Genomic DNA, 25656 nt, shown 5'->3' on the forward strand with positions numbered 1-25656 from the left:
GGGGGTTCATTCAACTGCTCGACGGCCTTCAAGCGCCCGACTCAAGGTGACGTCGTCGGCATATTCGAGTTCGCTTCCGACCGGAAGGCCGTAGGCGATTCGGCTGACGTCCGTAAATGGTTTGAGCAGGCGAGCCAGGTAAAGGCTGGTGGTGTCCCCTTCCACGCTTGGTGTGAGCGCCAGGATCACTTCTTTGATGTCGTCTGCTGCGACCCTGTTCACGAGGCTGCTGATTTGCAGCATTTCTGGACCAATGCCGTCCATCGGAGAGATCAGGCCGCCCAAAACGTGATAGTTGCCCGCATATTCTCTGGTGCGTTCCAGGGCAAGCAGATCCCTTGAATCGGCCACCACGCAAAGCAAGCCGATCGAGCGCTCTGGATTCCTGCAGATCTCACAGGTGGGTTCCGCACTGAGATGGAAACAGGTTTGGCATTGCCCCACCTGACTCCTTGCTGCCAATAGAGCATCAGCAAAACTATGGATCTGCTCTTCCGGTTGGCGAAGCAGATGGAGAGCCAGCCGTTGTGCGGTCCGTGGACCAATGCCAGGGAGACGTTCGAACTGGTCGATCAACCGGGCTAGCGGTCGGGTGAAGCCGCTCAGAACTCTTCTGCAAGTCTCTGAAATCTAGGCAGGGAGATCTCCGGGCAGAATGGGATGGATTCATGAACGATTCGATGCGCTTTCCTTCGCAAGTTCCGCTCCGATCGCTCCTCAGCGTCGTCTGTGTTTTATTGCTCACCGCCTGCAGTGGCGCTGGAGCTGGTCTTAATTCGTTCCAGAGCCCTGACGGCAGGTACGCCTTCCTCTATCCCACGGGTTGGACCCGTGTGGCGGTGACGGGAGGTCCCACCGTTGTCTTTCACGATTTGATCAACAGTGATGAGACGGTGAGCCTGGTGGTCTCGGATGTGGATGCTGATAACGATCTACAAACCCTTGGCAGTGCTGTTGCCGTTGGGGAACGCTTGCGCCGTGATGTGATCGCCCCAGATGGGAGTGGACGCAATGCCGAATTGATCGAAGCGCGAGAACGGGAGTCCTCAGGTCATACGTTCTATGACCTCGAGTACGCCGTGCATCTTCAGGATCGTGACCGCCATGAGCTGGCCACCGTCGTTGTTGATCGGGGCCGTTTGTATACGCTTGCCACAAGCACGAATGAAAGCCGCTGGCCTCGCGTTAAAGACTTATTTGAGTCTGTGATTACATCGTTTACGTTGTTGATCTGATAGATGTCCTAGCCATGGAGGAGGGGCTGATCCTTGAACATTGTTGACACAAGATTAATGTTCTTAGACTTGCCCTCATCCATGGTTTTCAGGATGGACCTGCAGAATAGATATTCCTTGTGGCTTTAATATCCCTCAGCAAGTTGAAAACGCGTTGGAATGGTCTTGATGACCATCGGCAGGTTGGGGTCTGTTTGGCAGGGATGGGGGGATTGTTCACGGCTTGGCTTTTGTTTTGGCCAGTCCCTACTCAAGTTGAAGGGAAAGGCGTTCTGATCTATCCAGATAATGCTGGCGTTTTGAATGCCAGGTCTGCTGGTCAAGTGCTTGATGTGGATGTGCGTGTCGGTGATCGCGTTGAGAAACAGCAGGTCCTCATGACGCTGTATTTGCCTGAGCTTGAACGGGAACTGGAGCAAGAAAAAGGGAATTTAAATCAGCTTCAAAAACAAAATATCGAGTTAAACCAGCGCGATGCATTGAGGATTGAGACTGCACGACAGGCTCTCGATACCACGCTCGCCAAACTCAAAGATGACGAGCGACGGCTGGGTGACCTCCAGAGCACGTTTGCGGGAAAGCTTCGCAACCTTGAATGGTTATCGCGTCGCGCGGTGGTCGCTCCCCTGTCCAATGAAGTGGTGTCAGCAGAGCAAGGACTGACCAGCACCAGTGTTGCTTTGGATGACCTCAAGATTCAAAGCAAACAGGCGCTGACGATGTTTCAGCAAATCAAACTAGATCTTGAGTCTGAGCAGCTCGATCGGACCTTTGTTATTGATGATCTGAAGCGCAAGATTCGCGTCAGTGAGGCGAAATTAGCCTTTGATGGCACGATTACAGCCCAGCGCGATGGCCGTGTGCTGGATCTGCAGGTGATTCCCGGTCAGACCATCAAAATGGGGGATCGTCTTGGCACGATTGGACGGGGTGATGAGGCCCGAGGTAACGGCCGCGATCTGATCGCTGTCGCCTACTTCCCCCCTGCTGATGCGCGTCGCTTACCCCTAGGGCTCCCCGTTGAAGTGGTCCCGCGCTGGAACCAAAGGGGGCGTTTTGGCGGCATTGAAGGGAAGGTAACGAGTGTGCTCACCTTGCCTGCAACCCAAGAAGATATCGCCACAACAACCGGTAATGCACAGCTGGCGAAAGACTTGGCCGGGGATGGCCCAGTGATGCGAGCTGAGATCAGTCTGCAGCGTCAATCCAACTCTGATGATGGATTCCTTTGGACGCTTTCTGATGGAAGTGGCGTCTTCCCGATTCGCGATGGTTTGACTGTGGACACCTTTGCTTATGTCGAATGGCGTTCACCGGTCACCTATGTCTTGCCGGGGCTTCGTTCGCTCACAGGCGGTTATCGCTCCTTGAGGATTGACCGCTTCTTTGACTTACCTTTTCTGCGCCAACCAGACACTCTTCCTTGATTCTGTTTCCACGATGTCATTGCGTCCACTCCTCAAACAAGAGATTCCTTGGTTAATCTCTGAATTGGTTTTATTGATCGTGCTTTTGAATGCTAATCCACCAGAATTATGGTTTTGGTTTGTCGTTTTTTTGGTGATTTTTGGATATCGAATTGAGCGCTGGTGGTCTTCAAAGTCTCAATAGCTAGGGCTGCTTTCAAGGAAAACGAAGCGTTAATTGGGTTAATACGGGGTCGTTAGGATTCTTAGGCATGGGTAAGAGTTCACGCAGCATGCGTGCATAGGTGACATTCACATCCACAGTGGCAAATAATCGTCTCACCAAGGCATTCACGAGTTGTTCTTGGGTCATGGACAGGTCCACTTCATCGCTCAGTCCGGTCTGGTAGCGCAGTTGTGTGTCGCGGAAGGCCTCTTTGCTGGCACCAACCGCTCGTCTGGCTGACACTAATTTCGCCAAACTTGCTTCATGGTTTAAAAACGCTCGCTCGAGTCGTAAGCGAATCGCGTTTCGGGTCTTCGCATATTGCTCGGCGGCTGCTTGCTCTTGAAGTTGCAGTGCTTTCACTCTGTTTGAGGTTCCACCGGCATCAAAGATCATCCAATGGAAGGCCAGCCCCACCGACCATTCGTAACCGCTGACTTGCTCGAGTGGAAGAAACGTGCCGGCGCAGCATCCACCTCCGATTGGCGAAATATTGAAGGTGCGTTCTACGGCGCCCAGGCCACCGGCTGCTGCAAAGAGGCTGAGGCGCGGGAGTAGCTGGGCAGCCGCCTCATCTTGACGACGCATCAGTGCCTGTTGTGTGGCGAGAATCGCTGTGAGCTCTGGATTGTCGTCATAAGCCGCCAACACCGTTTTTTCTAGGTTTAAGGGCCATCGTGGTTGGAGCGTGATCGGGTCGCTGGCACTGGGGGTGATCTCACTCGACAGGTTGAGAACGGTCCAAAGGTCACGGCGGGCGACCGCACGATCAGCCATCGCTTGGATCAAGCTTTCTTCGTCCAAAGCGAGAAGGCTGCTCCGTCTGAGCAGATCCACTCTTGGAACAAGACCAGCTTGTTTGAGATTAAGAGTGTCTTCTAAAACGACAAGATCGGTGCGAACGATCGCATCGCGAATGCGCACAAGTTGCTCAGCACGTTGAAGGTTGTAATAGGCCTCACTCACTTCAAGCTGAATCGCTCTTAATTGGTTGGCATAGAGATTTTCTTGTTGCCTAAGACGGGCTTGTGCGGCTTGAACTCTGGGAGTTCGCGCAAAATTAATGATGTCGTAATCGACTTGAAGCCCCGCATCGGCGGAGACCCCATTGGATACCACCCCGATGCCCCCCCCGGGTGGCTGGTAAAAGGGTCCAGCACTCACTCCACTGATGTCTTTCCCATTCTTGGTCAGCGCAAAATTGGGAGTCTGATCTTTTTGATTAAAGAGCGATCCCAGTCCGTAGGTGTTGTTGCCGTAGGGGGTGTAGGTGGTTGTTCCGCTTTGAAATCCATCCAGATTGGCGAACACACTGATCGTTGGCCAATAGCGACTTGATTCGGATGCAATGGTGGCGGCCTGCGCCTCGATTAAATCTCGCTGAGCGCCTAGGGAAGGGTTGTTGCGGAAGGCCGTCGTGACAGCATTCTCAAGAGTGAGAGAAAGGACGCGTGTTTGGCGGTCAGTGGATGAAGGAAGGCGAAGAAGTGGATCAGGCTGCGCGTCTTGTTCTGTCAGCACACCGGAGGGGGGAGCATTGACATCGATCAGCCGTTGGGGGATTTCCAGGGTTCGGAGATCGTCACTGCTCTCGATCGCTGGTGCTGGACCGGTCAACGTGTCAGTAGCGTTGACCTGGGTATTCAGTCGTTCCCAGTTTTTCTCAAGTTGTTCTGTTGTGTCGTCTCGATCAAGAGGAGCCGCAATGGTCTGAGCGGCGACGGGCGCGAAGGTGCTGCAAATCAATCCGAGCGCGGATAGGTAACGGCTGAGGACCAGATCACATCGGGAGGAATTCAACACGTGCTTCGGATGACGGCTCCTAAAGCCACTTTTGGGTATGTTCACGCACTTTGGTCAGCAGTGACAGGTGTGCATGGCACAAGTTGGTTGAGTTTGACCGTTCGCGATCCATCGCCATCATGACCATGAGACTGTTTGCAAGCTGAACGAGGCTGCAGCAATGCATCGCCAATTCCTTCCATAGACTTTTTCCCTTGAGGGATTAATGCATGGGAGGAAGCTTCGCCTTTTTGGATCAACTTTTTGGGTGAGACTCTCGGTCAGTTTGGATGGATCTTTGGGATGCTTATTAATTGGGATTGATTGAATCTTCTACCTATGACTTGTTTGAGATGGCTGTCATGGATGGAATCGATACTGCTTCGATGATGGCCGATCGAATGTAGTCAATCAAGGTAACTCTTAGGATGATTTGTCTGAATCGTTGCTTGCTGATCTGGCTGTGTTCAGTGGCTAGGTGGTCGTGGGTGGTTTGTTCGAGCCATTGGCCATAATCACAAGAAAGATTCTTGATCTTAAGCATCGCCTGAGGATTTAATTTTTGATAGCTAATTGTTTTTGGGCTTCTGAGCTCGCTGCTGATCGATAGGATCTGCTTGCAGAGTATGTCTAATAATTCCGCTTCCTTTTGGTGAAGTTGCTTAATTTTTTCAGGCTTCTGAATGGGCGCACTCAGGCTTCTTATCGCCCATAGGGAGGTGAGTAGTTGTGAAGCTAGAAGGTCGATGCTGCTCCATAGTTCATGCAACGGATGCTGTTCAGGATTCACTCCTAGCTCCATTTGTGCCATGGCCTGCTGCTGTCTCGCTGCATTGAGTTGTGTTTGGAGGGAGATGCGATTCGCCTGTTGTTGTTTTGGTGATCTGGCGCTTATGGAATCATCCTTCAGCCGACGACTCTCCGTTGATAATTCTTGTTCGATAGCTGCGAGTAGTGATGCAAATTGTTGATGGAGTGTGGGAATGCTTCGACTGGGCCATATCGATTGTGATGCCCACAGTGATATAACAATCCCAAGTCCAGTCCAGAAGAGGCGAATCGGGCCCCAGACGGTTTCCACCTGTTCATGGACAAGCCATCCCATCACAATGATATTCCCAGCCACTTTGTAGCCCACTTGTAAACCTAAAATCCCTCCAAAAAGCCGCGTTGTGGCTAGAGCCAGTCCGAGCCCTAAAGGAAGAGGCAGCTCCAGTCCTCGGGTGAAAATGATCAGAATAATGACACCCATGAGGGAGCCCAGCAGTCTCTGAATGCCAAGCCTCATTGAATTTCCGTAGGTGCTTGCTAAGACAGCTGTTGTTGTGAGTGGTAAGTAGTAGCCATAGGGAATAGGGCTTAGGAGACCAAGTCCGGCACTGAGTCCGGTGACGACGGCGAGGCGTAGATCTTGTCGAGTCAACCAGGGATGCTGAGCGTGATGACGTTTGCTCTGTTGAGGGTGATGGTTATGATCCATCATTTATTTGCTTTGTTGAATCAAAATTTGATTCAGGCGTCTTTGACTGCTGACCAGTCGCAGAAAGCATGTGAACTCTTCCTCCAAGAGGATCCGTTGGGCGAGGCCAAGTGGATGATCTTGCTCGTGGAGTTGTAATGGCTTCCAGCCAATCACATAGTTTGGATCTAACTGTTCAGCCAATTCAGGTAATCGTAGAGACTGGTTCCTGTGCGCTAGATCATCAAGAAGCCTCTCGCTTAAAATCCAGTGCGATTGAAGGCTGCGCCAAAGGCTGATGCGTTGTTTCCAGCGCAGCCGAATGAGCTGGTGGCGATGCCGTGGACCGAGTTGTTGTTCGATATTAATCAGACGCTGAATTTCTAAAATATCTCGCGTGATTGAGCCAGGATTTAATGGAGGTGGTGGAGTCGTGATCCCCTGCAGTGCTTGCATGTGATGCTGCATCCGCCGATTCAGTGCGGTCATCAGTTTTTGATGAATCTCTTCCATGCGCTTCAAGCGATCTTTCGGCCAAAGCAAATGGCCCATCACTAAGGCGACGCAGATTCCCACGAGGGTGTCGATGCTCCTATTGAGGACATAACTCCAATTTAAGAGTGCATAATCATGGATCCCCAGAAACATCACAGTAATCACAACAGCTGTCGACAAACCACTGGTCCAGCCCAGGCGTCGAAGCAGGGGGACGGTGATCAGAAGACTGACCAATATCCCGATCCAGCCTGATAAAAGTGTATGGACTAGAAAGACAACCAAGCCCCCACTAATCGTGCCAAGAATTCTGCCTCGAGCTGCTCGTAGAGTATTTTCATCTTGATCATCAACCACAAAAATTACGGCTAAGACCGGATACCAAACGAAGTCGATTCGATCAAAGTGCTGAGCGATTGCGCAGGTAATTAAGACACTAATCCCGAGTCGCAGGCTTTGTTTGACAATGTTGTCGTTCATGCCAGACATGCTTGCTTGCAGACGTCCTCAGAACAGCAACTGGAAGCGTCTGCTGCTGGATTCACTCGAATCGATGCCTCGTTCTGGAACGTTTGCAGGCCATTGTGTGTCGAGATAACTCACTCCATTTTGATAAAAAGGACGGGCTTTGAGCCGACTGGTTTGGAGTTCTGTTGTTCCCATTGTGGTGATCAGTTTGCCTAACTCCATAGGGCCAAGATCTGTTTCAAGATTGCGTCCAGCTGCCGTGATGAGGGCTGGCAAACGGATGAGATGTTGTGGTTGGATGAGTTTATTGAAGAGGCTTTTCAAGACGAGTTGTTGTCGGTCAAGTCGGCCAAAGTCACCCTGTCCATCGTGGCGCCAGCGTAGAAAACCTTCAAGCTCACGGCCTTTGAGCACCTGAGGGCCTGGCTGAAGATCAATCAGTAATCCTTGGCTTTTATCTTGGTAGTAGAGGCGTTTAGGTACATCAACTTCTAGGCCTCCAAGTAAATCACTAATGGTGCGAATTCCTTCGAGATTGACTAAAATATGATGATTGATTGGTCGGCCCATTAAGCGAGTTAATTCTGTCTTAACGGCATCTGGTCCTCCTCTCGCATGAAGTGCGTTGGCCTTCATGGGACCAAAGCTGCGAGAATCAATGTAGCTATCTCTTGGGATTTGAATGATCGAGGTTTCACCATTTTCAATTCCAAGGATGAAAATGGTGTCTGTATTGCCGCCTCCAGCATCCATCCCAAGAACAACGATATTCTCATTGTCAAAGCTGGACCAGCCTTCAAATGGGTTGCTGACGGAGACCAGATTGGGAAGTTCTGTTGATGGAATCAGGGATCGACTGAGAGGGATCGATAGCAACAAGCCGCCAAAGAGTCCAAGCGCTGCTGCTGTGAACAGGGTTTTTTTATTCGGACTTCTTTGGCCGTTCATCTGCAAATTCTAGGTCTGTTCCTCCAACCGATGAATTGTGTTGAAGTTTGTGTCGTGACAACCATGATTAGTGGAGTGGATCGCTAATCATTAGGGCCGGACAGCCCAACTGATGCACCAAGTTGCTCGTGCGATCACTGGCCGGAATGGGGAGGCCAGCAACGCGACGTCGTTGTGAACGCAGAATCACGAGATCTTGGTTTTGGCTGAACCAGTGGATTTTTGAATCGATGCCAGGTCCTTGCAGCAGTTTGATTTGAATCTGTTGGCTGGAGATGTTACGCGGACACCAGCTCAGTAGTTGCTCTTCCATCCAGGATCGTTCGTGGCGATTGAAGCGCGGATCATGGATGTGAAGAAGGCTGATGGTGGTGGATGTTGGGTCAGGCGCGGTGGATAGGAGCCGCAGGGCGAGCTCAAATTGTTCGCGCGCACTGGCCGATAGATCTTTGATTGGAACCAAAATTTGGTTGAGTTCCTTGAGGTCTCGCCGCCCCAGATTGGCTACCACCACTGGACAATGAGCCGTTCGGCAGACCCCATCGACCAGATCGCCCAGGAGCCATTTGCGTAGTGGGTCAGGGCGTCCTGCTCCGATTAAAAGCAGATCGGCTCCCTCCTCTAAAGCGCTTCTGCTCATGCCCGCAGCGATGTCGTCATCCACGCGTAGGAGGCAACGCGTGGTTGCCTTAAGGCCCTCTCCGTTGCTGGCTGCCTGACTGAGCCTGCTCCTTGCGGCGGACAGGGCCCGATTTAAGCCACCGCGAGCTTCCTCAAGGCTTGGGCTCACCAGTGCGAGCGGAAGAAGCTGCCCATTGTGATCACCCTCTCCCTGGGAGAGTCGAGCCGCCAACTTCAGCAGACTCAACTCTGTCTCTGGGTTGGCCACTGGCACCAATACTTTCAGCGGGCGGCGCACCACCTCTCCAGGTACGTCCTGATCTGGATTGAGTCCTGGTGTTCCAAAGCCGGAGTGTTCATTCGGTTCCATCAGGGCCACGACGGATCGAGTGGTGAGGGTTGGACCGAGCGTCGCCGTAACCACCATGACGGCCAGAACGCTGTTGAGAACTGTGTTGTCGAGCAAGCCGGCTTGATAACCAATGAATGCCGTTGCAAGCGTGGCGGCCACCTTCGGCATGGCGAGCGACCACATCAGCAGCATTTGATTGCGGCTGTAGCGGAACCAGCGCCCGGCAATCACGGACGCCAGGGCTTTGCATCCCAAAGCGCCAGTGAGCATGAGGGCTGTGAATTCAATGTTGCTGATGCTGTCGGCGAGGCTGCCGAGATCGAGCAGCAGTCCTAAATGAATGAAGAAGATGGGGATGAATAAGGCTCCCCCTACAAAGATCACCTGCTCTTTGACCTTGCCTTCTGGAAGGACGGAATTCACGGCGAGCCCAGCCAGAAAGGCGCCCACAATTTTTTCAACCCCTGCGAGTTCAGCGCCAAGGGAAGCCACAAACAAGGTGAGTAACACCGCCAGAAACACCCGGTTTTCATCGATGACGCTGCGCATCCATAGATGGCGCCCAAGCATGCGAATGCCCCAGACGACGACGAAAGCAAACACACCGATGCTGATCAGCAGCGCCGTAAAGCTGCTCGGTGTGAGGTTTCCCTTGCCCAGCCCTAGGGCTACAGCGAGCAGTAATAGCGCTGCAATGTCGGTGAAGATCGTGCTTCCAACGCTCACAATCACGGATTCGTCACGCTGGGCTCCGTAACTCCTCACGATTGGATATCCCAGCGGAGTGTGTGTGGCCATCAGGGCCCCCAAGAGCAGGCTGGGCACTAAGGGGAAGCCAAAGATCTGGCCGATGCCGAACCCCGTTCCAACCCCCAGAACAAAAATCAGGGCTCCGAAGGTCACGGAGCGACTTTTCACCCTGTTGAACTCTTCCAGGTCGATTTCCAGTCCAACCGTGAACAGCAAATAGATCGCTCCGATATCAGAAAGAAGCGTGATCGTTTCGCTTTTGGCATCGATCCAATGCAAGACGTGGGGACCAACCAGGACGCCAGCGGCTAACAGTCCGACCAGATCGGGAAGCCTTAGCCGTCTGGTTAAGGGCGGAATCAAGACGCTGATCCCAACAAGCTGAGCAAAAATGCCCAGTGGGTGATGCATCAGGTGGGACAGCGAAGCAGCCATCGGCGAAGTCTTGGATGAAAAGTTTTGGCGTTAAAGCGTCAGCGCTTCGTCACTGCGTAAGCCAGCTTGAACCCGCCAGAGGTCGGCGTAAGCGCCTGGTTTGTGCAGAAGTTGATCATGGGTGCCCTGTTCAACAATGCGACCAGCGTCCATCACAATGATCTGATCGGCATGTCGCACGGTGCTAAGTCGATGCGCAATCACCAGTGTGGTCCGATTCGCCGTAATGCGCATGAGCGAACGCTGAATTGCCGCCTCTGTTTCATTGTCAACAGCGGCTGTTGCTTCATCAAGGATCAACACGGGTACATTTTTTAAGATGGCTCTAGCTAGGGCGATTCTCTGGCGCTGACCACCGGACAAACGCTGACCTCGTTCGCCTACAAGCGTGTCAAATCCTTGCGGGAGGCTTTCGATAAAAGCTAGGGCTTCGGCTTGTTCTGCTGCCCAAACGATGGACGACCTAGACGCTTCAGGAGTTCCGTAGGCAATATTTTCTGCGACGCTTCCGTGAAACAAATAAACATCTTGACTCACGAGTGCAATGCAGCGGCGAAGATCTTGCAGATGCAGCGATGCAATCGGATGGTTGTCAAGAACAATCCTGCCGCTCGTGAGCGGATAAAGCCTCAGGAGTAATTTAACCAGTGAACTTTTCCCTGAACCTGTGGCACCCACAATGCCAATGGTTTCTCCTGCACGAATCTCTAGGTTGAAGTTGTTGAGTAGTGGTTCGCGATCTCTATAGGAGAAGCAAACATGTTCATAGCGTATGTCTCCTTTGATAGTCCGTGGGTTGAGATGAGTGCTTCCACTGGCGATTTGAATCGGAGTGTCAATGAGATCGAGTACTCGCTGTGTGGAGGCCATTGAACGTTGATAATCGTCCAAGGTTCGTCCCAATGTGGTGAGGGGCCAGAGCAGTCGCTGGGTAATAAAGACCAAGAAGCTGTAGGTCCCCACAGCGATAAGTCCTTGCCAAGCTTGGATGCCGCCGATCAGAAGGATTGCTAAAAAGGCAAATAAGATTGCAAAGCGAATCAGGGGGATAAAGGCAGCAGAGATTCGAATCGCCTGACGATTGCACTGTCGGTAGGAATCACTGGCTGAACGTAGTTGTTCGAGTTCCCATGCTTCAGTTGCAAAGCTTTTGATCGTGAGCATCCCGCCAAGATTGTTAGAAAGTCGAGAGGCGAGATCTCCAGCTCGTTGGCGTACTTCGCGATATCGCGGCGCGAGGCGACGTTGAAAATTGAGTGATCCCAGAAGGATGATTGGGATTGGTAGAAAGGCGAAAAGTGCTACTCCCGGTGCCATGAGTGTCATGGCGCCACCGACCAGCAGAACGGTGGTGACTAATTGAAGGATTTCGTTTGCGCCCCGTTCAAGAAAGCGTTCCAGCTGATGGATATCATCACCAAGAACGGTGAGAAGGCGCCCAGTGCTATCTCTTTCAAAGAAATCCATCTCAAGTTTTTGGAGATGGTCGTAGGCCTCTAACCTCAAACTGTGTTGGGTGGTTTGTGCAAGATTGCGCCACAAAACACCGTAGAGATATTCAAAGAGTGACTCTGCGGTCCAGACCAGGAAGGAGAGCAGCGCCAGCACAATCAGTTGGCTCGGCACTGTTGTGGCACCCAAGGCTGCCAGCCATGAAGAATCTTGCTGAACAACAACATCAACGGCGAGGCCAATGAGGACTGGAGGCAGCAGATCGAAGACTTTGTTGATGATGGAGCAGCTCACTGCCATCCAGACCCGTCTTCTGTAGGGCTGGAGATGGCTTAAAAGCCTTGGCAGGGCAGGCTGAGTGCGACCAGGCAGAATTTGATCGGCCATCACCAATGGCAAGACGTTCTATTCAAGCGTTGTGTTGCCCAACAGCGTCAAACCTCCTGAAACGGTGTAGACCGGAATCAGAGATCGAGGAGACTGGATGACTCGTACAAGAGCTTTCAATCGTTTTCATCGCTTCTTAGCGCGGAAGCATCGTGATGAAGTACGCAATGCAGCACCCGTTCTGCCTGTTGAAGAGACAAGGCCTGGGGATCGCATTCAAAAGTTGATCGATCGTCGTTTGGAGCTGGATTGCAAGCTTGAAATGGAGGAGACGGCTCGATGAGCTGTCTCCCCCCGATGGATCACCAGCGGTTGCCGCCGCCGTAGCCGCCGCCACCGCCGCCATTGCCACCACCGTTGCCGCCGCCGCCGCCGTAACCGCCGCGGCCGCCGCCACCACCGCCGCCGCCAGTGCGCTCACGTGGGGTTGCTTTGTTAACGCGGATCATGCGACCCATCCACTCCACGTTCTGGAGGTCGTCGATGGCTTTTTGCTCATCTTCGTCTGTGGCCATTTCAACGAAGCCAAATCCGCGCTTGCGGCCTGTTTCGCGATCGAGAGGAAGACTTGCGCTCTTAACCTCTCCGTATTGACCGAATAGATCGAGAAGATCTTCTTGTTCTGCCTGGAAAGACAGATTGCCGATGTAGATGGTCATTTCCTGAGGGGACCGTTGGACATTTGATCAGAGAAGTTTTGGTCCGAAAAGGAAAGTCCTTGATGCTGAAGCTGGAGAGCTGAAGCCTGGGGGAGCGAGCCGATCAGAGCCGAACATGAAGCTGATGCCTCACCACGCTACAGGTTTGCATGGAGCGACATCACAACATTTGATCAGAAAATCGAAAAGTTTCATTTTTTTCGATGTTCTGTCGCATGGTGAGGAGATCCTGACCATGCGTTAGTGATGCACCAGGGATGCGTCAGGGGATATCACTGAGTTTTCATGAGGGGGCCGTACTTCTCGGCGGCCAATTCTTTGCAGATTGTTTGGGCTTGCATGATAAAAGCAAGGCCCTTCATTTCTCTTGCAAAGCATGAACAGGTGAAATCACCCATGCCTTCTGGTGGCGTTTGTCCAGCTTGAGACATGGCGGCATTAAAACCAGCCATGCAAAGCTTCTTGATTTCTTCCGAATCATCGGCGGCCTGCGCGATTGATCCGGTGGTTGTGATCAGCATGGGCGATAGGCAGAGGCTGATCACAAGGCGGAGAAGATGATTCAAGAGTTAGGAATCCTGGCGGATTTGAAGCTCTCGGTTCATCACTTTCAGTCGGCGTAGTGAATTGAAAACGTTCTCAGGCATCCCTTTGGGAAGGTCCACCAGGCTGTGCGTCTCAAAGATTTGAATTCGCCCAATCATCCGTCCTTCGAGTCCTGACTCATTGGCGATGGCTCCAACAAGGTTGCCGGGTTTGACGCGATCGCGATGGCCGACTTCAACCCTGAACCGCTCCATATCGTCTTCGGGTGGGCGTGATGCCCGCTCGGGTCGCCTGCCGCGCTCGTGACCACCGCGATCTCCGCGTCGGTCATCTCTCCTGTCGTTGCGCATTGGAGCTTTCAACCAGCTTTCATCGCCCTGCACCAACAGAGGTCCTTCGCCAACGGCCAACCTCATGGCGGCCAGGGTGAGTTGACCGGGTTCCACCTCGAGCTCTTGGGCCACGCGTTGGATGAGTTCTTGAAGCAGAGCGGTTTCTTCCTCTGGTTTGTCTTCGCTGGTGGCTTCAGCGCTCAAGCGGGTGCGAAGACGGTCGAGTCGACTCTGGTTGATTTCGGCATTGCTAGGGATGTCCATCGGTTCGATGGCCTGTCCCACGGCGCGTTCGAGATTGCCAACGAATCTCCGCTCCCTGGGCGTGATGAACAGGATGGCTTCCCCACTGCGGCCCGCTCGGCCTGTGCGACCGATGCGGTGCACGTAAGCCTCACTATCAAAAGGCATGTCGTAGTTGATCACGAGACCGATGCGATCAACGTCGAGTCCGCGCGCTGCCACATCGGTGGCAACCAGGATGTTGACGGTTCCTTTGCGCAGGCGTTCCACGGTGCGCTCCCGTTGGTTTTGGGGCACATCTCCGTTGAGCACAGCCACGTCGTGACCAGCGGCTTCTAGGGATTCCGCAACGGTGAGGGTGATGGCTTTGGTGCGCGCAAAAATAATCACTCCTTCACCCGTCACCGCCTCGAGCACACGGTTGAGTGCTTCGAGCTTGTGAGAGTTCTGCATCGTGATGCAGCGATGACGGATTCGGCGTGCCTCCTTCTCCTTCGTTTTGATCGTGATTTCTGCCGGTTCACGCAAATAGCGCTTGGAGAGCCTGCGAATTTCGTTCGGCATCGTCGCTGAAAACAGCACGACCTGACGCTCTTCAGGCAATTGTTCAAGGATCCATTCGACGTCGTCGATGAAACCCATCCGCAGCATTTCATCGGCCTCATCGAGGACGAGGCTGCGCAATCCGCTGGTATTCAGCGTTCCTTGGCGCATGTGATCCATGACCCGTCCTGGGGTGCCCACCACGACGTCAACACCACGCCTTAACGCGTTGATTTGGGAGCGGAAATCGGATCCCCCGTAGATCGCCAGCACGTTGAGGTGAGGGTGCCCAGCGGAATAGGCCTTAAACGCTTCTGCCACCTGCATCGCGAGCTCACGGGTCGGTGCCAGCACAAGCACGCTCGGGAGTGGGCTGTCGCCTTGCAATCGCTCCAGCAAAGGCAGAGCGAAGGCGGCTGTTTTCCCTGTGCCGGTTTGCGCTTGGCCCACGAGATCGCGTCCGAGCATGAGCTCAGGGATAGCCTCCTTTTGAATCGGCGAGGGCTCTTTATATCCCTTATCAGCAAGTGTTTTGAGCAGGGCTTCGCTGAAGCCGAATTCTGAGAATCCAGACGGTGCCTCTGGCTCTTCGACTTTTTCAATCACCGTTGTAAACACGTCATCGTTGGGTTCGGATGGCGTGGTCTCGGAAATCTCAGACATGCTGAGATCCACTGAACAGGACCCTTCGCCCTGAGCTGGTGTATTGGTCATTCTTGAAAGGCAATTGCCTGATTAATCCTTTAAATCAGGCTTGCAACGTCCAATCGGCGTGAGCCGCGCTGTATTGCTTGCCTTTCGATCAAAGGTTGAGAATTTATGTTAACACTCTGCCGAAATCGTCCTCTAGGCGTTCGATATCGCTTTCTTCGAGGATCGAGCCATGCTGGACCTCAATGATCAGCAGGTCGCCATCGCCGCCCAGCGCTCGGTGGATGGCTCCTTTGGGAATATGCAGGGTGTCTCCTGCTGAGACATTCGACCATTGCCCCTGGCAAAACAGCTCGCCGCTTCCTTGCGCCACTGTCCAGTTCTCGCTGCGATGCTGATGGCGTTGCAGGCTCAAGCGTTGCCCGTTCTTTATCAGCAAACGCTTCAGCTTGTAGCCCGGGCCACTGCCGAGATCTTCGTACCAGCCCCAAGGGCGGATCACTCTCTCGATTCCGCTTTCGATTCCGCTTTCGATCCCGCTCACGATCCCGCTCATCTACGCATCCCCGATCTTGCTTTGATCTTCAGGATGCCGAGATCCTGCTGAGCGGCCTAGGGCCAATGCTGTTGGATCTGCAAATAAAAGCAGTTGCTGTTTGGCGCGGGTGATGGCTGTGTAAAGCAGCGAACTGCTTTGGCGATCGTCGAGTGCAGGCCAGAGCAGCAGCACCTTGTCCATTTCGCAGCCCTGAGCTTTGTGGATGGTGAGTGCCAGGGCCGGTTCTAGGTGTCGAAGACGGGCTGGATGCAACAGCGCATGCCGGCTCTCGCCCGAGGGGTCGCTGCTGAGAAACAGAGCCCGTTGATGCGTCCCCTCTCCGATCATCACCCCGAGATCTCCATTGGCGAGGCCCAGTTCTGGCTGATTTTCGCTGCACAGCACTGGCAAGCCCGACGGCCAGCGCTGAGGTTCAGAGCTAGCAATCATCCGTTGATGGACGGCCTCCACACCCCATGGCCCGCGACGTCGCGGGCAGAGCACCATGAGGGTGTCAAGGATGCCGAGAAGGTCTTGCGCATGTTGTTGATGGGGTTGCCCATCAGCGTCGAGCTCTAAAGCTCTTGCTCTTGCCTGGAGATGGTCAAGATGCCGCGTGAGTACGGCATGCACAGCCTCGGGGATCTGCTTTGTTTTGGGCTGAAACAGGCTGATGTTGGAGGTTTTCGGCAACGTGCTCAGTTGCGACCAGAACGGGTTCAAGCCTTGGTCACGGAGCAACGCACTCATCTGCGCGAGGGCACCTCGGTTGCGGTACACCTTCGTGAGGGTGATCGCCCCCTCCTTAAATCGCTCGTTTTGATCAGGGGCCTGAAGATGCTGCCAGACCGCTCCAGCACCAATTGGTGGCAACTGAGCGCTGTCTCCCACCAAGACCAGTTGGCAATGGCTTGGCAGTGCACTCAACAGGGCACGGCCTAGCTCCAAGTCCACCATCGACATTTCGTCGACGATGAGCAGGTCCAAATGCAGGGGGTTGCGTCGGTGACGGCCAAAGCCTCCCGGACGGGCCTCTAGCAGGCGATGAAGAGTGGTGCAGGGCAAGGACGCGGTGGTTGGGTGGCTGCGAATGGCGTCCTGGAGGCGGCGTGCGGCCTTGCCTGTGGGAGCGGCAAGGCGGGCCCGAAGATTTGGTTGATTCTCAAAGGCGCGGAGCAGCATGTGCAACACCGTGCTGGTTTTACCGGTTCCGGGACCTCCGCTGAGCAAAACCACGCCGTAGCGATCGATGGCATGAATCGCCGATCGCTGTTCGGGACTGAGATCGGAGGTCTTCGATCGCTGGCTGGTACGGCTGCCGTGGGGTGTGGCATGGCTTGGGGTCTGGAGGTAGCGGCGTTGAAGTTCGCGTTCGAGCTCTTGCATGGCTCCATGCCAGCGACGCCAGGAGAGGGTGTTGTGGTGCAAGACCAAGATGGATTGGTCACCGTCCAGCCATCCACTCGCCAGCAAGGCTTCCCGGTGAACCTTGGGCCAGCCATCACTCTCGATCCCCTCTGGAACCTCGGATCCATCGTGGAGTGCAAGGGAAATGTCCCCTCGGCCAAGCGCAAGGGTGAGGGCACGCAAGAGCTCCACAAGTGGTTCACTGCTTTGCTCCGGCGGCAAGCGCCGTTGAAGCGTGGCGAGCAATCCGCGGTGAAGGGAAAGGAGAGCCTCCGACGCTGCAGATTTCATGACGACAGCCCCTCAAGCCACTGGTCCAGCCGGTGAATTCGCGTTAAGGGGGCGGGCTCGATCACGAGCCCTGAGCCCCCTTTCGGGCTGATGCCTCTGAGGAAGACATAGGCGTAGCCGCCGAGGTGGCGTTCGGGGTCGTAGCCATCGAGCCTCCAGCGCAGGTAGCGATCCAGGGCCAACAGGTAGAGATGGGCCTGGAGCGGGTAGTGATGGGTGAGCATCTGCTCCTCCATTGCGGCTTGGCTGTAATGCCGGGGTCCGCAGGCGATGCCACGGCCAGCCTCGTCCCGTTCTCCAATCCAATTGCTTTTCCAATCCGCGACCCACCATCGGGCTGTGGCTGGATCATCCCCATCGGTGAACACCAGATCGATCGATCCCGTGAGAAACCCCCGACTGCGAATGTCCAACGACCGCAGGCTTTGCGCGTAGTGAGCACCAAAACGATGGTCGCTGTCTGCCTCGAACGCATGGGCTAAGCCTGCAGAGCGCACGGGATCGCCTTGCTGGGCAACAGGTAGATCAAAGCTGAGCTCATGAAGACGTCTACCCGCACCCAAATCGGACAGCTTTAAGTGTTTGAGGGGGCCTCCTAGGGGTGCCGTCAGCACGTTGTTGAGCGCTGAGATCACAGCATCGCTGTGCTCGTGGTCGATTCCCGCTCGGCCAAGCTCCTCAGCTACCACCAGCTGATTGGGCGCTTGGTCTGCAGGACCTTGAAAGTTCACCTGTTCAAGAATTCTGTGCAGACAATCTCCCGCTCCTGGGCCTTTGGGAAAGGCGGCAAGCGGGCCATTTAGATCGGCTGAATCGTCCGGGTTGATGGGGGCTTCGCTGTCGGCTACAGCATCGATGTCACGGCCCTCTTCGAGCGTGCGTGGATCCGCAGGAGCTGGGGCGTGACGGTTGTTTTGAGAGGAGATCCAGGCGGAATAGCTGCTCCGACCCCAGCTGCGGTCGAGGCTGCGTTGAGGAACCTCCGATAACTGCAAGGTCTCAAGCCTCGGAGTTGGACGCCAGAACGGCTGGGTTGTGTGCTCGAACGGTGAATGGCGACTCATGCCTGGTGCGTCGCCTAAGGAGAGCTCCTTCATCCAGCTGGCCAGAGGGTTGGCCTCCTGTCCAGCAGCGACGCACCAAAACACCACGAGATGGCGCTCCGCCCGCGTGAGTGCCACGTAGGCCAGCCGCTCTGCTTCGGCAGCACTGTCGTATTGATCACGTTCGGCGGCTTTGTGTCCCCGGTCCCAATGGGGGTTGAGCGCCACCTGCCAAGTGCCTTTTGGATCGTTGGCTGGGTTTCGCCAAAGGGGGCCTTTGCTCTCCGCTGGTGCTTGCCATAAATAGGGGCAGATCACCACGGGGTACTGCAGGCCTTTGCTTCGGTGCACGGTGACGACGGCTACCGCGCTTTCTGCCAAGTCGCTGTGGGGCTGTCTGATGTCGGGGGTGGGTTCGATCGGTTGTAAGCGTTGTCGCCTCAGCCAATCTGCGGCGCTGCCCAGGTCGAGACCCTGTCGATGCATGGCGTCTTGCACCAGTCGGGCACATTGCTGAATGTCGCCTAACAAGCGCCCGCGGCTGGAGAGATCAGCGAGCATTCGCCCCTCGAGGAGTTGGGACAGGCAACCGAGCAACCCGAGGTATGGGAGGTTGTCTTGCAGGTTGCGAAGTTGCCCTGCCAGTCGGTCGAGATCACCGTTGCTCTCCGCGTTCTGCAACTGACGGCTTGTCCATTGCATCAAGGCAGAACAGGCGAGTCGCCGCAAGCGTCCGCCATCGGCGGGCGTGGCGAGGGCATCGAGGAGATGTTGCAGCTCTGTGGCACCGGTGGTGCTGAGGACATCTCCAGGACTGACCAGGCGGCTGGGAAGTCCTCTTAGGGCGAGCTGTTCTCGCACCGCCTCGGCCTGGCGATGACGGCTCACAAGAACGCAAAGATCCGATGGGGTGAGAGAGGGATCGCTGTCCAGCAGGTGGAGGGCTTGGCCTGCGACCAAGGGCGGAATGGTCGATTCGAGGGATGTGCGGGAGGGGAGGTCGTCAGGGTTATCTGCTGGAAGCTCGATCAGTTGGAGAGGCTGCTCGCCGTCCTGGAGGTCTAAGGGAAGGGCACTGGCGCAGGGGGTGACGGGCGGCACCTCGAGGTCCGACAAGATGAGGCCTGGAGCCATCCACTGGTTCATCGCCTCCATTAGGGAAGGCGTTGTACGCCGGTTGTCGAGCAGGTTGTCGATTCGATCGGCGCTTTGTCGGGCTTGTTTGTAGGTGTTGAGATCTCCTCCTCGAAAGCGGTAGATCGCTTGCTTGGGATCGCCCACTATCAGCAAGAGATGGTCTGGCGTTGCAAAGCAGGCCTGGAGCAGGCGCCACTGCAGAGGATCCGTGTCTTGAAATTCGTCGATTAGAGCAACGCGGTAGCGCTGCTGAATCGGGGCTAGCCAGCGTTGTGGTTCCGCGTCTGATGGTTTGGGATCAAGGGCGTCGAGCAAGCCAGAAAAGCTGATCACGCCCTGTTGAGCGCGGCGGCTAGCCAGGGTGTGGAGTCCGTGGTTGAGCGCATGGCGCCAGACCTGCTCAGCTGGGCCATCCCATAGCGCCGCAATGGCTTGTTGCAGGGTTGGTTGTGGAAGGTTGGGATTGATTTCGCTGCAGCGGCGGGCTGTTTTGCTGAAACAACCCGGATGGAAGTAGTCAGCGAGCAGATGCTGTTGTCGCACGGTGCCGTAACTAATGCGTAACGATTGCGTGTTGTTTTCCTGGTTGATCCAAGCGTCGATTGCGCTGGCGCGATCTTTTTTCGGTTTCGGTGCGTAGGGCTTGGTGTCGGTTTGGCCTTGGCTTCGCCAATCCGTGGCGCAGTCGCGAAAGGCTGTTTCTAAGGCGTGTCCGCTGGTTTCCCACTGCGCTTCAAATTCAGTCCAGCTGGATCGGAGCCAGTGGTCAAAGCACTCGATCAGCGGACGCGGTTGCTCGTGGGCCCCTTCCGTGTTGGCGATCCGAACAGCGCAATCGCTATCCAAACGACGGAGGGCTTGGCTCAGTTGATCGGCTGAGAGGCCGGCGTGCAGGAGCCCGGAAACGTCGTCAGCTGGCAGGGCTAGCACCTGCTGTTCCCAGTAGTCGTAAGCCACCTCTTGGCAGAGATGGTGGCTGTCATCGTCAAGGCACACCTCCATCGCTGTGCCGTTCTGGAGAGCTTGCCGGCGAAGGCTGCGCCGGCAGAAGCCATGGATGGTCGTGATATCGGCTCGCTCCAGTCCTTCCAGCGCTTCCAGCAGCTGGCTGGCAATGGTGCGCCGGCTGTGGGGATCTTGCCCATGGATGGACAGCCACTCCTCCAACACGGCATCTCTGGGTGGTGAGTTGGGTGGGGAGCCGGATTTGGAGTCGGAGTCCTGCGCTTGGGGTTGGAGCAGGGCTTGTAGGGCGTCGTTCAGACGCCGGCCAATGCGATCCCGTAATTCGGCAGCAGCGGCTTCTGTGAAGGTGACCACCAAAAGCTCTTTGAGGTTGAGCTTCCGTTCAGTCACCAGCCGCAAGACCAGGTGGGCTAATGCAAAGGTTTTGCCCGTGCCAGCACTGGCTTCTATGAGACGCACTCCGGCATCGAGGGGGTACTGATTGGGTTCAAAACGGCTCCTCATGGCCGCTGCGCCTCCAGCATCGGTGCATACAACGCTTGAAAGGCCTCTTCAAAGCCGGCTTCGCTTAAAAAATTGTCAGCATCGAAGTGGTCGCCAAAACAAAGCTGCATCTCTGGACGCTCTCGCTCTCCCATACCTGCAAATCCCCCATCCCAGCGGCTTTCAAACGCTCGGTTTGCTTTTTCAAGACCTTTGTTCAACGTGAGGGCTCTGGCCAACCCACTGGCCGGTGGGACCGGCCAGCACGTTTCAGCTCCTGCATGTGCCAAGGCCTTTAGAGACAAGAGAAGCTCCTGAGCTCGCTCTCGATCCAGAGGTTGCCAGTGAAGCGCGATTTGAAATTGATCGGCTTTGGCGCTGCTGTCACAACGACAGATCACAGCCGTTGGGGTGGATCCTCCCGCCGCTTGCTGGATGAGGTGTGTGAACCAGCCGCCCAAGGCCGTGCGTGATTGGAGCCGTCCGGCGCTGACCCAAACCGTGGTTGATCCAGCTCTGAGCACGGTGCGTGACTCGCTCTCTGCGCGGATCGATTCACACTGCAAAGGCCCAAGGTGCAACAGGGTTTGTTGCAGGTTTTGCCAGCGCTGTTCGAGGCGATTTGCAGCCAGTAGGCCTGCTGCGCCAGGTGGAAGCGTCCCTTGGCCGCGAAGTTGCTTCGCCCATTCCCCTGGAAGCGCGTGCTCCCACTTCAAGCTCGAATCGGTAGCCAGCCAATCGATCTGATCGAGGAATGACTGGTTCAGAAGAGATTGACGCTGCCGCTCCTCGAGTTCGAGCGCTGAGAGATCCTCTACGGGGGTGGACCACTCCCGTGTTTCCAATCCTCGCGCTTTGAGCCAATAGCGCTGGGGAGCCTCTAGCCAACGGCTGACGGCATCCGTATCCAAACCATCAGCGTCGCCCACTGGAGTCCAGTGCAGGGGATGGGCTAAGCCCAAGGAGTTCTTGCTCACGCCCATGGGATCGCGGCGATCCAGATTGAGCCTGGCGTCGAGGTGGTGACGATCAGAACTGAAGGCTGAGCCGGAGCGATTGGCAAGAAAATTTCGAGGATCCAAGGGGTTGGCTGGCTGCTCCAACACCACGCGCTCAAACTGTTCGGGGGTGAGTTGGTCCTTCAGCAAGGTGAGCCATTGTTGGACCGGTGGTGCTGGGGGAAGCGCTTCGCCCTTGCGTTCATCGCGTGCATTCCAGCTGATGAGGAGATGTTGTCGCGCGGACATCAAGGCTTCCAGCAGGACGTAGCGGTCCTGATCTGTGCTCGATGGATCGCCGAGTCGGCGCTGCTGTTCCAAGAGGTGAAAGCCGGCGCGTTCCTGTTGACGTGGAAAGTCTTGTGAATCCAGCCCCATCAGCACGATCAGCCGATGGGGAATCGCCCGCATGGGCTCTAGGGCGCTGATCGTTAGGGCACCACTGCGGTGGCCAAAACGACCGCTATCGGCGGAGAGGGCTTCATCAAGAATGGAGACCACGACGGAGAGGTCAAGGTCAAGAGTGCACTCAGATGCCTGTTGCTGCATCGTGTCGAGTGCTTGGACGATCGCTTGTTGCTCCCAGGCCCAGTCCCCTCCATCGCCATAAAGATGCTGGAGAAGCTGATTCAACTGGGAGGTCCAAGCGCTGGGGGGATGGGGTTGACGTAGACGCGTGATCCATTGCGCTAGTCCATCTAGAAGCGGCCACCATTGTTCGAGTTGCTGAATGGTGAGCCCCCCCTGGTAAGGAGCACAGCCTCCAGGAGCAAGACCTGGTTCGGCAGGCAGCACCAGGCCAAGCAGCCAGCGATCTAGACACCAACGGAGGCTATGGGTGTCATCGCCACCCCGCTCTACGCCATTCACCCCCCAACGGAAGCCGGTCTGTTGGAGGCACTGGGTGATGCGCACGGCATCCGTGGCCGTGATGCCTTGGAGGACTTGCAGGGCGGGGTTGGCGAGAAGAGCCTCAAGCCCGGAGGCTGTTAAGCGCTCACTTGCCAGCCTTAACAGGGCCATAAATCCTTGGCTCAGGCCTGGAGTGGATTGTTGGCTGCGATCGGTGAGTCTCCAGGGAATGCTCACTCCCGTGGCGTCTTGATCACCGAAGACGGAGGTGAGGAGCGGGGCATAGCGCTCCACATCTGGAGTCATCACCAAGACATCTCGCGGCTCCAGGCTTGGATCAGAGGCCAGCCATTGCAGGATCTGATCGCGGACCAGTTGCACTTCTCTCCATGGTCCTGCGCAGGCCAAAAAGCGCAACGAGCGGTCTTGATCAGCAGGCGTGAGGGGTGGTGCGCTTCCATCCACCAGCTGTTGTTGCACTTGCTCCAGGAGCGTGGCTGGCCGACCTTCGGATGCAGCGATCTGAATCGGCGCGGCGAAGAGGTCTCCCTGATCCCATTGGCCGAGAAAGCAATCACCGTTGCCTTCTAACAGCAACTGAAACTCAGCTCCCATGCGTCCCAAGATCGCCTCCAGACGGGGCGATTCCAAAAGCCAGGGCCCATCGGGTGGGGTGTTCCATGCTTGTCCGAGCGTTTGTCTCCTCTGTTCGGAGCGTTGCCATAGCTCTGGACAGGGTGTGAGCAGGTAAAGCTCGATCGCCATCAGGCCCGATAAGCCCTGCAGGAGCTCCACCTGCACCGGGGCGAGATTGCTGATGCCAAACAGACGCAATCGAGGCGGAAGGGCTGCTGCTGGAACATCACCTGCCCGCAAACGTTCCACGGCCTTTTGCACTTGGAGACCAAAGGGATCACAGGGGAGGCTTGCGGCCAGGGCCCGAACGAGTTGTGGTTGCCAGCGCAAATGAGCCGGTAGGTCAGCGTCTCCGTGGCCCTCAATCCATTGGCTCAGTTCCTGCGGTCGGTAGAGGGCGTAGTCATCCACCGCATCGGCGAGGCAGCGGGCAAGCTGCCAATGATCACGATTGAGCCGTCCAGCGGCGCTTGCGTGTTGCTCCCACCAGAGTTTCAGGCTTTCAGCAGTGGGGTGGTCGAGAAGATCGGGGAGCACTTTTAAAACCGACCAAACCAGTCGTTCTGCCCGCCAAGGATCTTCGCTGCTTGGATCGAGATCCAAGATGCAGCGCACCAGCTGACGTAAGCGCGATCCAGGAAAGGGAAAACGCACCAGAGCACTGATGCCATTGGCTTTGGCAAGCTGCTCGCCGAGCCATCGGCTTGTGGGCCAGGTGTTGACGACAATCTCCAGCTCTTCAAACGGACCTGGGGGGTCAAGCGTCAGCGTTTGAGCCAGAAGCGTTGCAAGAAACTCTGTGCGATTGCTGCGGTAAACCGTTAGCAAGGCTCTACCTGGACCGATGGGGCCGTCCGGTTGCGTGGAGCAGCCGTATCCACCTGTACTCCCTCTACCTGCACAACGGCCTCTGTTTCTGGGCAGTAAGCCGAGAGTTTTCCTCCATACACCGCACCCGTGTCAATCATCACGATCTGACCATGTCGTTCCACATCCGTTCGAGGGGTATGACCAATCACGACCAGTCCACGGCTGCCGTCGTAATGCTCCCAGAAGGTCTCACGGATGGTCAGGTTGGGAGAACCATTGGCGTCGAACCCTGCGTGGGTTGCCAGCCATCCGTCTCCCTGAAAAACATCGGGGAGCTGATCCAGCCGCTTAAGCCATGGGTTGGGGCTGGTCAGGGACGCTTCGCTGACGCTCTGTAGGAGCGCCTGCTCATGATTTCCGCGCAGCCAGGTCGCCCGTCCAGCCGTGACTAAAGACCAAACCAAGTGCATCGTGGAGGAGGTATCGGGCCCACGGTTGATCACATCTCCGCAAAACACGACGTGGTCATTCTTTGGTAGAGCGCTGAGTAGACGCTGCAGCGGTTGATAGCAGCCATGCACGTCTCCGATCACCCAGTGGTTGCACGGGAGTGATGACATGCCAAACAGGCCATAGCGTCATCACATTAATTCCCTTTACTGGTACGAATGCGATGCGTGGAAATGCTTACCCTGATGGCCGTTGTGAACACGCTGTGGACCCACGATCATTGCCAGTGGCTCGTCGCGTGAGCTTGCTCGTGAACGCTCTCGACGGTGCACAACGCACCAATGAGGCTCTCGCTGCTTGTACCAATGGCGAAGAGATGCTCGACGTGCTCCTGGACGCGTCGATGAAATTAAGGCTTGGTCTCACGCGAGAGCAGCTTCGCAATACACCGCCGATTCGAGATTGGGTTTGGTGGAAAAACAAAAATGCTCTTGTCACGATTGGAGACTAAATTCTCGCTTTTTTGCGAATCAGGTTGTCTCTATTTAGTCAGGCTGTTTGACTCGTAATTTTCAATTGATTTAAGGTAGTGCTTGCTGTAGATTTTGTGCTCTTGATAGTGATTCAGGAAGCAAGATCTATTCTCTATTTAGGCGAGTATTCGGCATCAATACTTCATCTAACAATAGGGGTGCTAAGTGGCAAGGGGCTTTTGGCGATTCCTGTTACTGCTCTAGGCATAAATTAAGGGAGAATGTAAATTATTTCGATGTCATGGTACCTCAGTAATTTTCGGACTCATTAAGGCAATGGTCAAGACTGTTTAACGTTTTTAATTCTCAACTGGCTGAATAACGATTTCCCCATTGTCTAGCCTGGTTCTTCAACCATCTTCTCAATAAAGTGATTTAAATAGAACTTGGCGTGGTTCAACTTTCTGGACGGATTGTGAGCCTTGGTGGCCTCTTCGATAGCCCCATCTGAAATCTCCTCTCTGATCTCAGCGTTTGCAAGCCACTGTCTCAGCTATGGCCTGCAGCGTGAACATGGAATAA

At 55.3% G+C, this 25656-nt stretch carries 19 protein-coding genes; 4 read left to right on the plus strand and 15 right to left on the minus strand.

Annotation, left to right across the window (positions count from 1 at the left end; genetic code table 11):
- Positions 1-6: 6 nt before the first annotated feature.
- On the minus strand, positions 7-576 hold the full coding sequence (gene recR, locus SYN8016DRAFT_RS00885) for a recombination mediator RecR (protein ID WP_006852328.1): 570 nt from the start codon (positions 574-576) through the stop codon (positions 7-9).
- A 104-nt stretch (positions 577-680) separates the two neighbouring features.
- Here recR and psbP point away from each other — a divergent pair, with 104 nt between their 5' ends.
- Together psbP and SYN8016DRAFT_RS00895 are read left to right on the plus strand one after the other, a co-directional pair.
- Complete coding sequence (psbP, locus tag SYN8016DRAFT_RS00890) at positions 681-1235, plus strand: photosystem II reaction center PsbP (RefSeq protein ID WP_006852329.1); 555 nt, start codon at positions 681-683, stop codon at positions 1233-1235.
- Positions 1236-1354: 119 nt separating this feature from the next.
- On the plus strand, positions 1355-2662 hold the full coding sequence (locus tag SYN8016DRAFT_RS00895; protein WP_038013067.1) for an NHLP bacteriocin system secretion protein: 1308 nt from the start codon (positions 1355-1357) through the stop codon (positions 2660-2662).
- A gap of 196 nt (positions 2663-2858) precedes the next feature.
- Here the strand turns inward: SYN8016DRAFT_RS00895 and SYN8016DRAFT_RS00900 are convergent, their stop codons facing one another.
- The 6 genes from SYN8016DRAFT_RS00900 to SYN8016DRAFT_RS00925 form a co-directional block, all read right to left on the minus strand.
- The gene (locus tag SYN8016DRAFT_RS00900) at positions 2859-4670 is read right to left on the minus strand and encodes a TolC family protein (RefSeq protein WP_253909752.1); all 1812 of its coding nucleotides are present in this window, start codon (positions 4668-4670) and stop codon (positions 2859-2861) included.
- Positions 4671-4986: 316 nt separating this feature from the next.
- Positions 4987-6072 carry an FUSC family protein gene (locus tag SYN8016DRAFT_RS00905; protein WP_253909753.1) on the minus strand — a complete coding sequence of 362 codons (1086 nt, stop codon included), beginning with the start codon at positions 6070-6072 and terminating at the stop codon, positions 4987-4989.
- Between the two features lie 60 nt (positions 6073-6132).
- On the minus strand, positions 6133-7083 hold the full coding sequence (locus SYN8016DRAFT_RS00910; RefSeq protein WP_038013581.1) for an aromatic acid exporter family protein: 951 nt from the start codon (positions 7081-7083) through the stop codon (positions 6133-6135).
- Between the two features lie 27 nt (positions 7084-7110).
- A complete protein-coding gene (locus SYN8016DRAFT_RS00915; protein ID WP_006852335.1) occupies positions 7111-8019 on the minus strand; it encodes an LCP family protein in 909 nt (302 codons plus the stop codon).
- Positions 8020-8086: 67 nt separating this feature from the next.
- The gene (locus SYN8016DRAFT_RS00920; RefSeq protein ID WP_006852336.1) at positions 8087-10177 is read right to left on the minus strand and encodes a cation:proton antiporter; all 2091 of its coding nucleotides are present in this window, start codon (positions 10175-10177) and stop codon (positions 8087-8089) included.
- Positions 10178-10207: 30 nt separating this feature from the next.
- Positions 10208-12016, minus strand: coding sequence for an ABC transporter ATP-binding protein (locus SYN8016DRAFT_RS00925; protein WP_006852337.1), 1809 nt, complete (start codon positions 12014-12016; stop codon positions 10208-10210).
- Positions 12017-12113: 97 nt separating this feature from the next.
- Between SYN8016DRAFT_RS00925 and SYN8016DRAFT_RS00930 the strand changes: the two genes are divergently transcribed.
- Positions 12114-12299 carry a hypothetical protein gene (locus SYN8016DRAFT_RS00930; protein ID WP_006852338.1) on the plus strand — a complete coding sequence of 62 codons (186 nt, stop codon included), beginning with the start codon at positions 12114-12116 and terminating at the stop codon, positions 12297-12299.
- 19 nt (positions 12300-12318) lie between these two features.
- Here the strand turns inward: SYN8016DRAFT_RS00930 and SYN8016DRAFT_RS00935 are convergent, their stop codons facing one another.
- From SYN8016DRAFT_RS00935 to SYN8016DRAFT_RS00970, 8 genes are all read right to left on the minus strand, one after another.
- Positions 12319-12675, minus strand: a complete 357-nt coding sequence (locus SYN8016DRAFT_RS00935) for an RNA-binding protein (protein ID WP_006852339.1) — start codon at positions 12673-12675, stop codon at positions 12319-12321.
- A 272-nt stretch (positions 12676-12947) separates the two neighbouring features.
- Positions 12948-13196 (minus strand): hypothetical protein, encoded by a 249-nt coding sequence (locus tag SYN8016DRAFT_RS00940; RefSeq protein WP_006852340.1) that lies wholly within the window; start codon positions 13194-13196, stop codon positions 12948-12950.
- A gap of 48 nt (positions 13197-13244) precedes the next feature.
- Positions 13245-15053 (minus strand): DEAD/DEAH box helicase, encoded by a 1809-nt coding sequence (locus SYN8016DRAFT_RS00945; protein WP_006852341.1) that lies wholly within the window; start codon positions 15051-15053, stop codon positions 13245-13247.
- Positions 15054-15156: 103 nt separating this feature from the next.
- Positions 15157-15546: a phosphomannose isomerase type II C-terminal cupin domain gene (locus tag SYN8016DRAFT_RS00950; protein WP_006852342.1), complete on the minus strand. Its 390-nt coding sequence runs from the start codon at positions 15544-15546 to the stop codon at positions 15157-15159.
- Positions 15547-17226 carry an ATP-dependent RecD-like DNA helicase gene (locus SYN8016DRAFT_RS00955; protein ID WP_006852343.1) on the minus strand — a complete coding sequence of 560 codons (1680 nt, stop codon included), beginning with the start codon at positions 17224-17226 and terminating at the stop codon, positions 15547-15549. It abuts the gene before it with no gap.
- Positions 17223-20876 carry a UvrD-helicase domain-containing protein gene (locus SYN8016DRAFT_RS00960; RefSeq protein WP_006852344.1) on the minus strand — a complete coding sequence of 1218 codons (3654 nt, stop codon included), beginning with the start codon at positions 20874-20876 and terminating at the stop codon, positions 17223-17225. The genes SYN8016DRAFT_RS00955 and SYN8016DRAFT_RS00960 overlap by 4 nt, the downstream gene beginning before the upstream one ends.
- On the minus strand, positions 20873-24169 hold the full coding sequence (locus SYN8016DRAFT_RS00965; RefSeq protein ID WP_006852345.1) for an exodeoxyribonuclease V subunit gamma: 3297 nt from the start codon (positions 24167-24169) through the stop codon (positions 20873-20875). Before SYN8016DRAFT_RS00965 ends, SYN8016DRAFT_RS00960 begins: the two co-directional genes overlap by 4 nt.
- On the minus strand, positions 24163-24771 hold the full coding sequence (locus tag SYN8016DRAFT_RS00970) for a metallophosphoesterase (protein ID WP_006852346.1): 609 nt from the start codon (positions 24769-24771) through the stop codon (positions 24163-24165). The genes SYN8016DRAFT_RS00965 and SYN8016DRAFT_RS00970 overlap by 7 nt, the downstream gene beginning before the upstream one ends.
- On the opposite strand from SYN8016DRAFT_RS00970, the gene SYN8016DRAFT_RS00975 reads away from it, so the two are divergent.
- Positions 24765-25112, plus strand: a complete 348-nt coding sequence (locus SYN8016DRAFT_RS00975) for a hypothetical protein (RefSeq protein ID WP_253909754.1) — start codon at positions 24765-24767, stop codon at positions 25110-25112. The genes SYN8016DRAFT_RS00970 and SYN8016DRAFT_RS00975 overlap by 7 nt on opposite strands.
- Positions 25113-25656: the final 544 nt, after the last annotated feature.

The sequence above is a fragment of the Synechococcus sp. WH 8016 genome, from assembly GCF_000230675.1.
Taxonomy (GTDB): domain Bacteria; phylum Cyanobacteriota; class Cyanobacteriia; order PCC-6307; family Cyanobiaceae; genus Synechococcus_C.